At 65.0% G+C, this 16,484-nt stretch carries 9 protein-coding genes and 1 tRNA gene; 4 read left to right on the top strand and 6 right to left on the bottom strand.

The genetic code is table 11. The features are described 5' to 3' along the window. The first annotated feature begins 102 nt into the window (after positions 1–102). Positions 103–177 (top strand) — tRNA-Val (locus OEL49_RS12095). Positions 178–650: 473 nt separating this feature from the next. After that, a complete protein-coding gene (locus OEL49_RS12090) occupies positions 651–1,229 on the top strand; it encodes a hypothetical protein (protein ID WP_287874836.1) in 579 nt (192 codons plus the stop codon). A 247-nt stretch (positions 1,230–1,476) separates the two neighbouring features. Here the strand turns inward: OEL49_RS12090 and OEL49_RS12085 are convergent, their stop codons facing one another. Further along, on the bottom strand, positions 1,477–3,837 hold the full coding sequence (locus OEL49_RS12085) for a penicillin-binding protein 1A (protein WP_287874834.1): 2,361 nt from the start codon (positions 3,835–3,837) through the stop codon (positions 1,477–1,479). A 346-nt stretch (positions 3,838–4,183) separates the two neighbouring features. Here OEL49_RS12085 and OEL49_RS12080 point away from each other — a divergent pair, with 346 nt between their 5' ends. Beyond that, a complete protein-coding gene (locus OEL49_RS12080) occupies positions 4,184–6,157 on the top strand; it encodes a DNA topoisomerase IV subunit B (protein WP_287874832.1) in 1,974 nt (657 codons plus the stop codon). 2 nt (positions 6,158–6,159) lie between these two features. Then, the gene (gene parC, locus OEL49_RS12075) at positions 6,160–8,703 is read left to right on the top strand and encodes a DNA topoisomerase IV subunit A (RefSeq protein ID WP_287874830.1); all 2,544 of its coding nucleotides are present in this window, start codon (positions 6,160–6,162) and stop codon (positions 8,701–8,703) included. A 147-nt stretch (positions 8,704–8,850) separates the two neighbouring features. Here parC and OEL49_RS12070 read toward each other — a convergent pair whose 3' ends face one another. The 5 genes from OEL49_RS12070 to OEL49_RS12050 form a co-directional block, all read right to left on the bottom strand. Beyond that, a complete protein-coding gene (locus tag OEL49_RS12070; protein ID WP_014237811.1) occupies positions 8,851–9,453 on the bottom strand; it encodes a hypothetical protein in 603 nt (200 codons plus the stop codon). A 15-nt stretch (positions 9,454–9,468) separates the two neighbouring features. Beyond that, the gene (locus tag OEL49_RS12065) at positions 9,469–9,993 is read right to left on the bottom strand and encodes a hypothetical protein (RefSeq protein ID WP_157870644.1); all 525 of its coding nucleotides are present in this window, start codon (positions 9,991–9,993) and stop codon (positions 9,469–9,471) included. Between the two features lie 331 nt (positions 9,994–10,324). Beyond that, complete coding sequence (locus tag OEL49_RS12060; protein WP_014237810.1) at positions 10,325–11,455, bottom strand: response regulator; 1,131 nt, start codon at positions 11,453–11,455, stop codon at positions 10,325–10,327. Positions 11,456–11,495: 40 nt separating this feature from the next. Then, positions 11,496–12,620: an HD domain-containing phosphohydrolase gene (locus OEL49_RS12055; RefSeq protein WP_287874826.1), complete on the bottom strand. Its 1,125-nt coding sequence runs from the start codon at positions 12,618–12,620 to the stop codon at positions 11,496–11,498. Further along, positions 12,617–16,483 (bottom strand): PAS domain-containing protein, encoded by a 3,867-nt coding sequence (locus OEL49_RS12050; protein WP_287874824.1) that lies wholly within the window; start codon positions 16,481–16,483, stop codon positions 12,617–12,619. Before OEL49_RS12050 ends, OEL49_RS12055 begins: the two co-directional genes overlap by 4 nt. Position 16,484: the final 1 nt, after the last annotated feature.

Below are 16,484 nucleotides of genomic sequence, written 5' to 3'. Positions count from 1 at the left end.
CGGTCCCGGCAGCGGGCGCTCCGGGGGAGAAAAGATGTTTTTTTCAAAAACGTTTGACCACCCGAAATTGTTGTGGTCTAATGCGCACCTCTTCGACGCACCGGGTGGTTAGCTCAGCGGTAGAGCACTGCCTTCACACGGCAGGGGTCACAGGTTCAATCCCTGTACCACCCACCAGAAATCTCTGGAAAACGACGGTGTGACGAAGAACAAAAAGCTGCCTTTTGGCGGCTTTTTTGCTTTTTGCCTTCTGCTCTGGCAAAAAGCCCCATCTCCGCTAGTCCTGTCGATGTCCTTTGCGACCTCAGACTCGTCCCCCGGTTTTCCCCTTTCGTCATCATCCCCCTGCCTGCTCCGTGCCGGCTGTCGGTGTTTCCTACTACTGTTTCGTCCGGGTTGCCGAAACCTTCGTTGCCGAGAAGAGCCTTGCCATCGGTACCAAGAGCTTTGCATTGGCCAAGTTTTTCGCGGAGCTTTCTGCTGGGTATGCCCGCTACTTCTCTGTGGGGAGCAGCCATAACGCAGGCCAAGGGGGCCGCTCCCTCGCTCCAACCAAGCCGCAACCAGTTCCGTGATCCTGGCGGGTAGGCGAGTTTGTCGAGAGGTGTCCTTAGAGCAAGGTCATGGAGCTAACGAAGGATGCTACCTCTATGGCCACGTTTCTCGAGGTCGTGGGCGACAAGCCCATTTCCTTGCTCCGGCAGCAGGAGACCTACGTTGTTTTTCATGTTGTCCGGAGGCTTGCCCGTGGCAAAAAGGTTTTCGTAGAATCTGCCCCCTCGTTGAACCTGGAGAGGAAAAAGCCTATGAAAAAAAACCTCGCTATCGTTGTCGCTGCAGTCGCCCTGTCTGGTTGCGCAACCTTTGGTCAGCTTGAGGATGGTCTCAATGCCTTGGTAGGACGACATGAGAAGGAAGCATTCAGTGCTCTCGGCTATCCGAACAGTAAGCAGGAGTTTTCCGGGGACACGGTCTATTACTGGGGAGAAAGCCGGAATTCAGCAGTTTTTATGCCCCAAACGGCGACTACGACTGGATATGTAGGACGCACGCCGGTTTTTGGAACCACAACCTCATCTCAATTGGTACCTGTTAGCTATAACTGCACCATCAAATTGGTTGTGGGGGAGGACAAGGTCATCAAGGATTGGGAGTTCAGCGGCAATCTGGCTGGATGCGAACCGTATATCAAAAGGGTCAAGAGCTACACCAAGGGTGGGCAATTGTGACCATCTAGTCCGGTCCTTCGCTGGGGGAGTCTGGCGCAGTTCGTCGATTCATGCGCCGGTGGAAATCCCACCGGCGAGAGCCTGTGATGTGGCCCATCTGCAGCCACCGGGTGCTGTCTTCGATACGCGCTTCAGACTCGTCTTCTCTGCTGCAGGGGAATCGTAGCCATCCCGCCCCAGGGACAGCCTCGGAAAAGACTTCAGCCGGTGGTTTTTGCAGCCCAGGAATTGATTTGGATGGACAGATCTACTGGCCTTCCACCGGAGTGCTGGGTGTCGGGGCACTGGGCGGCGGCGGGGCCAGGGGATTGAAGCCCGGTTCGCCGTAGCGGTTGGCCTCTTCCGGCGGGGGGGCCGGGGGCGGTTCGACGGGCAGGGGCTCGGGTTGCGGCGGCGGGCTGGTCGGGGCGGGGGCGCGGCGGGAGCTGTGGGGCGGGGGCGCTTCCGGCGCGGGGGCCAGCAGTTGGGTTAACCAGTCCCGGCCCCAGGCAAGGACGCGGGTGAACAGGTTGCTGTCCTCGGGTTCGGCGAAGCGGGCCTTGGCGTCGATCTGGCGCGAGCGCAGGGCCTGCTGGAAGAAATCGCCCACCATGGGCAGGGCGCTGTGGGCGCCCTGGCCCCAGTAGTCGCTGCGCAGGGTGATGCGGGCATCGTTGAATCCGACCCAGGCGCCGGCCACCAGCTGGGGGTGCATGAGGATGAACCAGCCGTCCGTGTTGTCCTGGGTGGTGCCGGTCTTGCCGGCCACGTCGGCGCGGATGCCGAAGCGGCTGCGGATGGCGCTGCCGGTGCCCCGGTCGATGACGCCGCGCATGGTGTCCACCAGGGTGTAGGCCACCTTGGGTGGCAGGGCCGGTTCCGGGTCCGCCGGGGCGAATTCGGCCAGGATCTTGCCCTTGCCGTTTTCGATGCGGCTCACCAGCACCGGCTCCAGGTAGCCGCCGCCGTTGGCGATGGTGCCGTAGGCGGCGACCATTTCCCGGAGGCTCACCGGGCTGGTGCCCAGGGCCAGGGAGGGCACCGTTTCCAGCCGGCTCTGGCGGATGCCCATGGCCTGGGCCAGGCGGGCGACCCGCACCGCGCCCACTTCCTGCATCAGCTGGGCGGTGACGGTGTTTTTCGACAGGGCCAGGGCGGTGGCCAGAGTAATGGGCTGGTTGCTGGGCGGCTCGTGGTCGGCGGGGCGCCAGATTTCGCCGCCGGCCAGGGGGATTTCCACGGCCTGGTCCATGCGACTGTCGCCGGGCTGGGCGCCCCGCAGGAAGGCGGCGCCATAGACGAAGGGCTTGAAGGTGGAGCCGGGCTGGCGCTTGGCCTGCTGCACGTGGTCGAAGGCGTCCTGGCTGAAATCCCGGCTGCCGACCCAGGCCCGGACCTGGCCGTTGCGCGGGTCCAGGGCGAGGAAGCCGGCCTGGATGCGGGTCTTCTGCTGGCGCAGGGCGGCCATGAAGGCCTTGTCGGCTAGGAGTTTCTTCAGTGCCTCCTCCTGGCCCAGGCCGGCGGCGACGGCGCTGCGGTATTCCGGCGTTTCACCCACCAGGGTGCGCACCAGGGGATTGGCGGCGTTCCAGCCGCCGCGGCGGTTCCAGGCCGCATCGGCCTGGTTCTGCAGCACGTAGCCCTGGCGCGCCACGGCCTGGTTGGCCCAGGTCTGCAGGCGGGAATCCAGGGTGGTGTACACCACCAGGCCGTCGGCGTAGGCGTTGTAGCCATGGTCGTCGGCCCAGGCGATGAGCCATTTGCGCAGCTGCTGGGCGAAGTGGGGGGCCGGGCCTTCCGGCTCGCTCTGGCGCTCGAAGTCCAGGCGCAGGGGGTTTTTCTTCAGGCCGTCGAACTGGGCCGGGGAGAGGCGTTCCCGCTTCACCATCTGGGCCAGCACCGTGTTGCGCCGCTGCACCGCCCGTTCCGGGTTGAGCACCGGGTTGTAATAGCTGTTGCCCTTGAGCATGCCCACCAGGGTGGCGCTCTGCAGTACGTCCAGGTTGCCGGCGGAGGTGTCGAAATAGGTGCGGGCCGCCATTTCGATGCCGTAGGCGTTGTAGAGGAAGGGCACCGTATTCAGGTAGGTCTCGAGGATTTCCTCCTTGGTATACAGAGCCTCGATCTTGAGGGCGGTGATGGCCTCTTTCAGCTTGCGCGTCAGGGTGGGGGCCCGGCCGATTTCGTCCGGGTAGAGATTGCGGGCCAGCTGCTGGGTCAGGGTGGAGCCGCCCTGGCGGTCGCCGGAAAAGGTGTTGAGGGCGGCGCCGACGGTGCGGCGCCAGTCGATGCCGTGGTGCTGGTAGAAGCGGTGGTCCTCGGTGGCGATGAGGGCCTCCACCACCCGGGGCGACACCTGGGCCAGCTTCACCCATTCCCGGTTGGCCCGCTTGAACACGGCCAGTTCCTTGCCGTCGGCGCTGAGGATGCGGGCTGGCTGCTCCTGTTTGGCCTTGCGCAGGTCGCTGATGCCCGGGGTGAAGGGGATCAGCAGCAGGGCGTAGGCCAGCAGCAGGGCCGGCGGCAGGGCCAGGAGCAGCAGCACGCCGCGCCAGCCGAGGTGGCGCAGGCGTTGCCAGTAGTCGAGGAGGAGGGTCTGGAGGCGAACGGGGAAGGTGTGGGGATTCAAGGGCTGGATCGCTTTCCGCTGTCTGGCCGCTGCCCTTGCCGCAGGCGGGGCGGGGCCGGACTTCTTGGCTGGCGCTGGAACGGCTGCCTGGCGCCAATTTTATCGCTGCACCGCAATAGTCGGGGAATTATCGGACTGCGGCCGCTTTTCTCGGGGATGGCCCTTGTTTTTCAACGATTAAATGGGGGGCGGTAGGGGTGAGGTACCGCGCCGGGGCCGGTTGGCGGCCCGCCTGTCATACAAGCAGGATGGGCGTTGCCGGCCCGAATTTGGTAATCTGACGCCCGTTTTGTTTAGCCTGTCGCGGCGTTTTTGCCGCTTTGCCCGAAACGGGGAAAAAAGCACCATGAGCAATCCTTCCGATTACAACGCTTCGTCGATCACGGTCCTCAAGGGACTGGAACCGGTGAAGCAGCGTCCGGGCATGTACACCCGGACCGAAAATCCCCTGCACATCATCCAGGAAGTCATCGACAACGCGGCGGACGAAGCCATTGCCGGTTTCGCCAAGAGCATCCTGGTCACCGTCCATGTTGATGGTTCCATTTCCGTGGCCGACAACGGCCGCGGCATTCCGGTGGAACTGCACCCGGTGGAAAATGCGCCGACGGTGGAAGTGGTGTTCACCCGCCTGCACGCGGGCGGCAAGTTCAACAAGGGCGCCGGCGGCGCCTACAGCTTCTCCGGCGGCCTACACGGGGTCGGCGTTTCCGTCACCAACGCCCTGTCCACCCGCCTGGAGGTGGAAGTGGCCCGGGAAGGCGGCATGCACCGCCTGGTCTTCGCCGCCGGCGACGTGGTGGAGCCCCTGGTCCGCATCGGCGATGCGCCGAAGAAGGCCAGCGGCACCCGGGTGCGCGCCTGGCCCGACGCCAAGTATTTCGATTCCCCCACCATCCCCATGGGCGAGCTGGAGCACATCCTGCGCTCCAAGGCCGTGCTGCTGCCCGGCGTTGCCGTCACCCTGCACATCGAGCGCAGCGGCGAGACCAAGGAATGGGCCTACAAGGACGGCATGCGCGGCTACCTGGCCGAGCTGCTGGACGGCACCGACCTGGTGATCCCCATGATCGTCGGCGAAAAATACGCCGGCAAGCCGACCAACGGCGACGGTTTCGCCGAGGGCGAGGGCGCCGCCTGGGCCATCGCCTGGACGGAAGAGGGCGCCCTGGCCCGGGAATCCTATGTGAACCTGATTCCCACCCCCGGCGGCGGCACCCACGAATCGGGCCTGCGGGACGGCATCTTCCAGGCCGTGAAGAGCTTCGTGGACATGCACAGCCTGCTGCCCAAGGGCGTCAAGCTGCTGCCGGAAGACGTTTTCGGCCGCGCCAGCTTCCTCCTTTCCGCCCGCATCCTGGACCCCAGCTTCCAGGGCCAGACCAAGGACCGCCTCAATTCCCGGGACGCGGTGAAGCTGGTCAGCGCCATGTTCCGCGACACCTTCGAGCTGTGGCTCAACGAGCACGTGGAATACGGCAAGAAGCTCGCCGAGCTTTCCATCAAGCAGGCCCAGAGCCGCCAGCGTTCCGCCCAGAAGGTGGAAAAGAAGAAGGGCAGCGGCGTCGCCGTGCTGCCGGGCAAGCTCACCGACTGCGAATCCGACGACATCGAGCGCAACGAGCTGTTCCTGGTGGAAGGCGATTCTGCCGGCGGTTCCGCCAAGCAGGGCCGGGACAAGGAATTCCAGGCTCTCCTGCCCCTGCGCGGCAAGGTGCAGAACAGCTGGGAAGTGGAGCCGGACCGGCTCTACGCCAACGTGGAAATCCACAACATCGCCGTCGCCATCGGCGTGGACCACCACACTCTGGAGAGCGACACCAGCATCGACGGCCTGCGCTACGGCAAGGTCATCATCATGTCCGACGCGGACGTGGACGGCAGCCACATCCAGTGTCTGCTCCTGACCCTGTTCTTCCGCCATTTCCCCAAGCTCATCGCCAACGGCAACATCTACGTCGCCAAGCCGCCCCTGTTCCGGGTGGACGTGCCGGGCCAGGGCAAGAACCGGCCGCCGCGCAAGATCTACGCCCTGGACGAGAACGAGCTGGAAGCGGTGAAGGACAAGCTGGTCAAGGAAGGCATCAAGCTCGAAGCCCTCTCCATCTCCCGCTTCAAGGGCCTGGGCGAAATGTCCAGCGAACAGCTGTGGGACACCACCCTCAACCCGGACACCCGCCGTCTGGTGCGGGTGGAATTCGGCGACTACCCCATGGAAGAGACCATCGCCAAGATGAACATGCTCATGGGCAAGGGCGAAGCCAGCTCCCGCCGCGAATGGCTGGAAGTGCACGGTAACGAAGTCGAGGCGGATATCTGACCATGACCCACAAGAACGACCATAACAACGACAGCCTGAGCGGCGATCTCTTCGCCGCCGACGACAACAAGGCGACTGCCGCCGAAGTGGCCCAGGCCGAGGCCGTGGCCGAACACCTGATCGAACAGGCAGCGCAAATGGACGGTGCCCTGGAAGCCGCATCCAGCGGCGATGCTGGCGATGCCGAGGCGGACATGCCCGTGGCTGCTGCCTCCGGGGGCAGTGGTGGCGGCAACAACCTGGCCCCCCTGCCGCCCCTGCCGACGGACGCCGATTCCGCCCCCCTGGCCCTCTTCGCCGAGCGGGCCTATCTGGAATACGCCGTCAGCGTGGTCAAGGGCCGGGCCCTGCCCGATGTCTGCGACGGCCAGAAGCCGGTGCAGCGCCGCATCCTCTACGCCATGAACGAGCTGGGCCTGACCAGCGGCGCCAAGCCGGTGAAGTCCGCCCGGGTGGTGGGCGACGTCATCGGTAAATACCACCCCCACGGCGATTCCTCCGTCTATGAAGCCATCGTCCGCGTCGCCCAGGATTTCTCCCTGCGCTACCCCCTGGTGGACGGCATCGGCAACTTCGGTTCCCGGGACGGCGACACCGCCGCCGCCATGCGTTACACGGAATGCCGCCTCACCCCCATCGCCCAGCTGCTGCTCGGCGAGCTGGACATGGGCACCGTGGATTTCCAGCCCAACTACGACGGCGCCTTCCAGGAACCGGCCCTGTTGCCGGCCCGCCTGCCCATGCTGCTGCTCAACGGCGCCTCCGGTATTGCCGTCGGCATGGCCACGGAAATGCCCAGCCACAACCTGCGGGAAGTCTCCGAAGCGGCCATCGCCCTGATCAGGAAGCCCGAACTGTCCGTGGCCGACCTCATGGAATACATCCCGGCGCCGGACTTCCCCGGCGGCGGCCAGATCATTTCCACCCCCGCCGACATCCGCAACGCCTACGAGACCGGCCGCGGCTCCCTCAAGGTGCGCGCCCGCTGGAAGGTGGAAGAACTGGCCCGGGGCCAGTGGCAGCTGGTGGTCTATGAACTGCCGCCCTCCGCCTCCAACCAGAAGATCCTGGAAGAGATCGAGGACCTGACCAATCCCAAGGTCAAGACCGGCAAGAAGACCCTGACCCAGGAACAGACCCAGACCAAGCAGCTGATCCTCTCGGTGCTGGAAAAGGCCCGGGACGAATCCGACAAGCAGCACCCGGTGCGCCTGGTGTTCGAACCCCGTTCCAGCCGCCAGGATGCGAACGAGTTCATGAACATCCTGTTGGCCCACACCTCCATGGAATCCTCGGCCCCCATCAACATGGTGGCCATCGGCCTGGACGGCCGGCCGCGGCAGAAGACCCTGAAGGACCTGCTGGCCGAGTGGATCGCCTTCCGCTTCGACACCGTGCGCCGCCGCACCGAGCACCGCCTGGGCAAGGTGAACGACCGCATCCACATCCTGGAAGGCCGGCACATCGTCTTCCTCAACATCGACGAAGTGATCCACCTCATCCGCGAGTCGGACGAGCCCAAGGCGGCGCTGATCGCCCGCTTCAACCTCTCCGACCGCCAGGCCGAAGACATCCTGGAAATCCGCCTGCGCCAGCTGGCCCGCCTCGAAGGCATCAAGATCGAGCAGGAACTGGCCGAGCTGCGGGAAGAGAAGGCCGGCCTGGAAAACCTCCTGGCCGACGACAAGGCCATGAAGAGCCTGATCATCAGCGAGATCAAGGCCGACACCAAGAAATACGGCGACGAGCGCCGCACCGTGGTGGAAGCCGCCGAGCGGGCCGCCGTGGCCCAGGTGGTGGTCAATGAACCCGTCACCGTGCTGCTCTCCGAAAAGGGCTGGATGCGCACCCGCCAGGGCCACGGCCTCGACCTTTCCACCGTCGGCTTCAAGGAAGGGGACCGCCTCTTCGCCGCCCAGGAATGCCGCACCGTGGACAACGTGGTGGTGCTGCTCACCGATGGCCGGGCCTGCACCGTGCCCGTCTCCAGCCTGCCCGGCGGGCGCGGCGACGGCGTGCCGGTGGCCACCCTCATCACCATCCCCAGCGGCGCCAAGGTGGCCCAGATGGTCTGCGGCAACGCCGAACAGCGGGTGCTGCTGGCCGTTTCCAGCGGCTACGGCTTCACCTGCCGCATCGGCGACATGCTCGGCCGCAACAAGGCCGGCAAGCAGTTCATCAGCGTCGAGCCGGGCGACACCATTCTCTCGCCATGGACCTTCGACAGCCACGAAACCCTGCTCGCCATCAGCAGCGGCGGCCGCCTGCTGGTGTTCCCCATCGCCGACGTGAACGAACTGCCCCGGGGCGGCCGTGGCGTCATCCTGATGAAACTCAACGAAGGCGACACCCTGGCCGCCGTGGCCGTGGCCGCCTCCGACGAGACCCTGCAGATCCGCTGCATCTCCAAGACCGGCAAGGAAACCCAGATGTCCGTGACGCCCAAGGACGTGCAAATCTTCCTCAGCGCCCGGGCCCGCAAGGGCGAAGCCTTCATCGGTAGAACCCAGCCGGTGGGCTTTGTACGGGAGACGCCGCTGAAGTAGGGCGGTTGATGGGAAAAGAAAAGGGGCGCTTAGGCGCCCCTTTTTTTTGACTGCTTTCGACTCAAAGCTGAAATCGGTTGCTTGGGAAAGCGGAAGTTCAACGTTGGAATTCAGCGGCCGCCGGAGGCGGTCCACTGGAATGACGGGTTAGGTGCGTTCATTGCTTTGCATCCTTTCAATAAACGCCCCAAAAATTTTGTCACCAGCGGTGGATTCGAGCGATCTGAACTGTTTACCTGCAGCAATGGACAAGCGGGTAGCAAGCCCTTCGTCCTTGGAAGCGAGCTTCGCAATTGTTGCGACGGCCCCCTTAACAGCAACTAGAAGTTCATCGGGCCTAAGCGAGACAAATTGGCCTGGATTGGTAAGTTCGAGTGCTGCTTGAGCTAGCGTTGGATCGTCAGTACCGAATGAGTAGAAGACTGACCTTGCTTTACCTGATTTACTCAAATCCGACTCCCACCCAAGGGTGTGGAGAACAGAGCATCTTGCGGCGTAGAGTTCTAGCGCCGCACATTGAATGCTACTGCCTGGAAGAATGTGACTGTCGCAGAGCGCAGTGAACCGCTCGCGAACCCCTTGGGTCTTATCGCCATAAAGCGCCCAAGCCAACGTATCCATCGCCGTGTAGAGCAATACAAGCATAGGAATATCAAGAGCGCGCTCCCGGCACAACTCGGCAGCCTCAAACATCTTCGCGAATGTGCTCTTTTCTAGGGGAGACATTAAAGCACCCAACGTGGAGGTCATGGACGCTGCGCGACTTTATCGCGCAGTGTCCCCCGCCGCAGGGTTAGCTTTCTCGTTCGTCGCCACTCCCTGAGGCGCCGCCACCTCCGCAACCTTGGTAGGGTCACTTGGGGCCGGAACACTGTTAGCGGCCAAACCTACAAGCTGAAAAGTGACCGCCACGTAGATGCATGACAAGCCAAGGTAAGTCCAGCCCTTCAAGGAGCCAAACATGAAACCAAGGGTTCTTTTGAACTTGCTGCTGTTCCTTTTATCGGCGGCGTTCTGTTGTCGCAGTTGATCGAGAGTTTGACCGAGCCCTGCGTCAATCGGCATGAGGATGTGATTCACACCAAACGCCATGTTCAAGGTGAATAGACCGATGAAAGTTGCGAACATGAGGAGCACTAAGCACCAATTGCCGGATGGCCCGAGCGCAATGGTGAATTTCAACAATGCGCCACAGGCAAGATACCAAGTCAGATTCTTGAATATGGCGTCAGTGACGTCTTTCTGAGTAATGACGTCACCAAAAGTCATCTTCGGAGTTTCCTGGGACATACGCACCTCTGTGTTGAGAAACCTAAGAGTTATTAAACGGACCCTCTGGGTCCGTATATGAATTGATATACAGGCAGCAACTATGCTTAAGGAATTGCTTGTGGGGCAAGGAAGTGGCCTCCGATGGGTCCGTATAACAACTCCAATAATGCGGACACCAAGAAGGTTGCTCGGATGTCCGCTTACGGGACAAATTCATCAATGACCACTCATGGTCGGAAGTGGACATGGCTAGGTAGAGATTCGGCTCAAGAAAGTCGGTCCAATTATGAATTGCCAATTTTTGCGAGCAGCCGTCGTTTCCGTTCGGCCGACAAACATTCATTCCCCCTCACTGCCTCACCGCCTTCCCCTGAATAGCCCGGTTCAACGCCCGCACCACTTCCCTCAACCTGATTTCCAGCGTCTCCTGGCCGGCCTGGGAGGCGCTTTGGTCTTCCATGGCGGCGCGGGCCATGCGGATCAGGGAGTGTTCCTGTTCGCTGCTGAGGCCCAGGCGGACGAAGGCGTCTTCCATTTCGTGCAGGTGGGCGATCAGGGCGGCCTGGGCTTGCAGGCGCTGTTCCTGCTGCCGTTTTTCGATCTCTTCCAGGGTGACGCTGAGCTGGGTGACGGCCTGGACGATGGCTTCGGCCTGGGCCAGGCGCAGGTTTTCCGTGCCCAGGGCCTGCAGCCGGGCTTCGGCGGCTTCGGCGACGATGGCCAGGTGGTCCCGCAGGCGGCCGACCCGGTCCGGGTCGTCCTGGGGCAGTTGGGGAATGAGCAGGGTCACCAGGGGGTAGTTGATGACCATGCGTTCTGCGGACTGGACGATGCGCGGCAGGTTGCGGGCGTATTCGAGAATGGCGCTTTCCAGGGGGGCTACCGAGCCCTGGCTGCTGAAGTGCAGGGGGGCGTGGTCGGGGCTGCGGATTTCCACGGCGCCCTGGAGGCCGTAGCCGCCCAGGGTGTTGAAAATTTCCTGGGCCAGTTCCCGGGGGCTGAGGGCAAGGAAGGACTTGCGCATGAATTCGAGCACGGCGCCCATCTCGCCCATGGAGGACATGGCGGAGAAGGCCACGGTCTGGGCCATGTCGGCCCGGGAGGCGAGGGAGTCGCGCAGTTCCAGCTGGCCGATGGCCTGGCGGATCTTGCGCGTCAGCTCGTCGGGCATGAAGGGCTTGACCAGGAAGTCGTTGCCGCCCGCGTCGTAGGCCGCCAGCCGGGTCTCCATGTCGTCGTGGCTGGAGATGAACAGCACGTGGGGCCGTTCGTGGCCGTCCTGGCGCAGGGCGCGGCAGGTGGCGATGCCGTCGAGGCCGTCCATTTCCACGTCGAGGATGATGATGTCGGGCTGCTCCTCCACCCGGCCCAGGCAGGCCTGGCCGTCCTCCAGCTCGATCATGGTGAAGCCCTGTTCTTCCAGGCTGTTGGTGGTGACCAGCCGGGCCAGGGGGTCGTCGTCGACGATGAAAATCTTCATGGTTCCTCCCGCAGATTACTGATTGCTGATGTGAATTGGTTCAGTCGCTAAATTCGGTGGCGGTGCGCACGAAGGCCCGCTCCTGGGCCTGCATGGCGGCCACCACGGTGGGGTCGAAATGCCTGCCGGCCTGGCCGACGATGTAGGCCAGGGCTTCGTCGTGGGGCATGGGCGGCTTGTAGACGCGCCGGGAAATGAGGGCGTCGTAGACGTCGGCCACGGCCATCAGGCGGGCCGAGACGGGAATGTCCTCGCCCCTGATGGCCTGGGGGTAGCCGCCGCCGTCCCAGTGCTCGTGGTGGCCGTAGGCGATCTCCATGCCGTAGCGCAGGAAGTCGTTGTCTTCCCCCACTTCCTTGGCCACCTGGGAAATGGCGTCGCGGCCGATGCGGCAGTGCTCGCGCATGATTTCCCACTCGGCGGCGTCCAGCTTGCCCGGCTTGAGCAGGATGCGGTCGGGGATGCCCACCTTGCCGATGTCGTGCAGGGGGGCCGACTTGTAGAGCAGGGTCACCACCTGGTCGTCCAGGTGGTGGCGGAAGTCCGGGTGGTCCTGCAGTTCCAGGCCCAGGATGCGCACGTAGTTCTGGGTGCGGCGGATGTGGTTGCCGGTCTCGTTGTCCCGGGCTTCGGCCAGGGAGCAGAAGGCGCGGATGGTGGCCTCCTGGCCGGAAATGACCTGCTGCTTGCGCTGCAGCAGTTCCCGGGTCTGCTCCATGTATTCCCGGGTGCGCTGGGCCACCAGGGCTTCCAGGTTTTCGTTCTGCTCCCGCAGCTGGCGGCTGGTGGCGGCCAGCTGCAGGTGGGTGCGCAGGCGGGCCTTGATGCCGGGCATGGAGAAGGGCTTGTGGATAAAGTCCACCGCGCCCAGGGCCAGGCCCCGGGCTTCCACGTCCGGGCTGTCGAGGGCGGTGATGAAGATCACCGGCAGTTCCCGGGTGGTCGCATTGGCCTTGATCTGGCGGCAGAGGGAAAAACCGTCCAGGTGGGGCATGACGATGTCGAGCAGGAAAATGTCGGCCCGGCCGCCCTGCTTCAGGTAGAGCTGGACGTCGGTGCCGTCGGGGAAGGTGCGCACTTCGTAGTCTTCCTGGAGCATGGCCTCCAGCAGCAGGAGGTTTTCCGCCTGGTCGTCGGCGATGACGAGGATGGGCCGGGAGGTCATGGCGCGTTCTCCTGCAACTGGTCCAGATACTGGTGGATGGTGGCGAACAGCCGCTCCAGCTGGTCCGCCAGCTCGCCGGCCAGGACCGTGCTTTCCGGCTCGCCGGTGGCGGCGGCGTATTCCAGGCGGCGGGCCAGGGTGGCGGTGGGTACGGCGGCCAGGTTGGCGGCGGAGCCGTAGAGGGCATGGCCGAGGCGGCGCAGCCGTTCCAGGTCCGGGTTGCAGGCCAGGTCCCGCAGTTCGTCGGGCAGGCGGCCGTTGCTTTCCAGGAACAGGCGCAGGAAGCGTTCCATCAGCCCGGGCTTGACCCCCAGGCGGCTGCGCAGCTGGGGCCAGTCCAGTTCGCCGGAGTCGGCCTGGGCCGGGGCTGCCGGCGCCGGCGCCGCCTGCACCGGCAGCGGGTTGGGCGGGGCCTGCCACAGGGGCGAGGGCCGGGCGTCGCTGCGCACCACCCGCAGGATGGCCTCCACCAGGGCGTCGAGCTGGTAGGGCTTGCCCACGTGGTCCACCATGCCGGCGTTGAGGCAGTTCTGCCGGTCTTCCAGGGTGACGTTGGCGGTGACGCCGATGATGGGCAGTTCCGGGTACTGGCGGCTCACTTCCCGGGCCGCGGTGTAGCCGTCCATGACCGGCATCTGGACGTCGGTGAGGAACAGCTGGAAATCCTGGGGGCCGCGTCGTTGCAGGGTTTCCACCGCCTCCAGGCCGTTTTCGACGCAGACGATGCTGGCCCCTTCCGATTCCAGCAGTTCCCGCAGCACCAGCCGGTTGGCCTGGTTGTCCTCGGCGATGAGGATGGCGATGCCGCCCAGGCGGCGCTGGGGGTCCGCCGCCGTGGTGCCGGCGGCGCACTGGCCCAGGGCCAGGGATTCCACATGGCAGGCGCGCAGGGGCCGCTCCAGGTATTGCAGCTCCGGCGCCAGGGGGCTGGGCGGGGGCAGGCAGCCGGGCTGGTGCAGCACGGCCACCCGTTCGCCCCGTTGCAGCAGGCGGCCGAGGAGGGCGGGCTCCACCTTGACGTCGGCGACGACCAGGGCCAGGCCGCTGGGGGTGGTGGCCGCGTCGCCGCCGATGATGGCGGTGGAAATGCCGTAGGCCGCCAGGGTGGCGGCCAGCTGGCGCCGGTCCTCCTGCTCGAAGCCGAGCAGGCCGACCTGCAGGGGCGGGGAGGGCTGGGCCTCGACCACGTTGTGCATGGGGATGCGGATGGAGAAGCAGGTGCCCTGGCCCGGGGTGGATTCCACCTCGATGCTGCCGCCCATCATCTCCACCAGGCGCTTGGTGATGGTGAGCCCCAGGCCGGTGCCGCCGAAGCGCCGGGAGGCGCCGCCGTGGCCCTGCTCGAAGGCGTGGAAGAGGCGCCCCAGCTGCTCCCGGTTCATGCCGATGCCGGTGTCGCGGATGCTGTAGATGAGATCCTGGCAGTCCCGTTCCTCGCGCAGGGTGATGCTGCCCTGGTCGGTGAACTTGAGGGCGTTGCCCAGCAGGTTGAGCAGCACCTGGGCCAGGCGCAGGGAGTCGCCGTCGAAGGCGGCGGGCAGGTTGTCGCTTTCCTCCACCCGCAGTTCCAGGCCCTTCTGGAAAACCGAGGCGGCCATCAGCTTGACCACGTGGTCCACCACCTCGCAGGGATTGGTGGGCTGCATTTCCAGCTTCATCTTGCCGGCTTCGATCTTGGAGAAGTCCAGGATGTCGTTGATGATGCCCAGAAGGTGCTGACCGGCGTCATGGATGCGCTGGAAGCCAATCCTGGCGCGGGATTCCGGCGTCTCCCGCTGGCCCAGCTGGGCGAAGCCGAGGATGGCATTGAGCGGGGTGCGGATCTCGTGGCTCATGTTGGCGAGGAACTCGCTCTTGATGCGGGCCAGCTGCTCCGCCGCCTCCCGCGCCGCTTCCCGGGTGGCGTCGGCCTGGCGTCGCTCGGTGATGTCCTGCAGGGTGCCCACCACCTGCAGGCGGCCCTGGCGGCGCTGCACGTCGAAGGTGTCCGCCACCCAGCGGCAGGTGCCCTGCTGCAGCACCCGGTATTCGAAGAGATGGCGCCCTTCGGTGTGGAGGGCCTGGCCCATGGCCTGGGCCATGGCTTCCCGGTCCTCCGGGTGGATGGCCTGGAGGAATTCGGCGAAGCTGCCCTGGTGCAGGTCGAACAGGGTGTTGCCGCTGAGGGCCGGCAGATGGCATTCCAGCTCCGGGTCGTATTCCCAGGCCCCCAGGCCGGCGGCGGCGATGGCCAGGCGCAGGCGGGCCTCGCTGGCCCGCAGTTCGGCGGAGCGGGATTCCACCAGCTGTTCCAGCTTGTCCCGGTGTTGCTCCAGTTCCACCTGGGTCTGGCGCAGGGCCTGCTCGGCCTGTTTCAGCTCGCTGACGTCGGTGAGGCTGGCGACGATGCCGTCGATCTGGCCGTTCTGCAGCAGGGGCTGGTAGCGCAGGCTGATGTGATAGGTGCCCCGGCCGGGCCTGTCCACCGACAGCTGGAAGCGCACCGACTGGCCTTGCAGCGCCGCCTGCAGGTGGGGCAGGGCTTTTTCGAAGCGGTCCGCCGGCAGCAGCTCCTGCAGGGCCAGGCCGCGGATGCTCTCCGGCGTGTGGCCGAGGAATTCGGCGAATTCCCGGTTGCACAGGCACACCCGCAGGTCCCGGTCGTAGATGGCCAGGCCGTCGCCGGCGTTGAGTACCAGCTGCTCGTAACGTTGCTGGTTGAGCTCGGCCAGCTTCTTGTCGTGGATGTCGATGTTCATCCCCACCCAGGCGCCGATGCGGCCGTTGGCCAGGCGCAGGGGCACGGCGCGGCAGTGGGTCCAGCGCCACTGGCCGGAATGGTGGCGCAGGCGGTGGTCCATCTCCAGGATGGAGTTCTGGCTCAGGGCCTGGCGCCAGCGCCGGGCCAGTTCCTCCTTGTCTTCCGGGTGGATGGAGGCCAGGCGCAGATCGCCGTCGGCCATGCTGCTGCCGGTGTAGGCCTGCCAGGAGGGGGAGTCCTCGAAGATTTCGCCCCGGGCGTTGCAGCTCCACACGATCTGGGCCGAGGCTTCCACCAGGGCCTTGTAGCGGGCTTCCGTCTGCAGGGACTGGTGCTGGGCCTGGCTGATGGCGGTGACGTCGGTGTTGGTGCCGATGATGCGGCGTACCTGGCCATCGTTGCGGATGGCCATGGCGCGGCAGAGCACGTCGTGCCAGGTGCCGTCCTTGCTGCGCATGCGCAGGACCTGCTCGATACGCTCCCGACCGGTGGCGCCGGTGGCGTCGCTGAGGATGGCCATGGCCCGGGTCAGGTCGTCCGGGTGGATGAACTGGCGCCAGGTTTCCAGGCTGCAGGGATATTCGTTTTCGCCGTAGCCGAGCATGGTGAACCAGCGGGGCGAGAGGTAGAGGGCGTTGCTGCTCAGGTCCCAGTCCCAGAGGCCGTCGTTGGTGGCGGTGAGGGCCAGGTCGAGCCGTTCCCAGACGATCTCCAGCTCCCGCTCGATGCGCTGGCGCCGCTGCTTTTCCTCGCTTTCCTCGATGCTGCGGCAGATGGCGGGCATGAGCCGGGCCAGCCGGTCCTTGAGGACGAAGTCGGAGGCGCCCAGTCTGAGCAGGTCCACCGCGTCCTCGTCCATGAGGGAGCCGGAGACGACGATCACCGGCACCTCCGGCTGGCGCCGGCGGATCAGGTGGAAGGCGTCTTCGAAGGAGAGGCCGGGAATGGAGTAGTCGCACAGCACCACATCCCAGTGGCGGGCCTCCAGGGCCTCGTTGAGCTCGTCCACGTTGCCGACGTGCCGGGTTTCCACCGGGATCTCCCCGTGGCTGAGGCTGCGGGCCAGGAGCAGGTAATCGCTGGCCATGTCCTCGATGACCAGGATGTGCAGCGGCGAGAGCATG

Source organism: Azospira sp. (assembly GCF_030247495.1).
Classification (GTDB): domain Bacteria; phylum Pseudomonadota; class Gammaproteobacteria; order Burkholderiales; family Rhodocyclaceae; genus Azospira; species Azospira oryzae.
The sequence above is the reverse complement of the archived record's forward strand: the minus strand, read 5'-3'. Positions and strand labels throughout refer to the sequence as shown.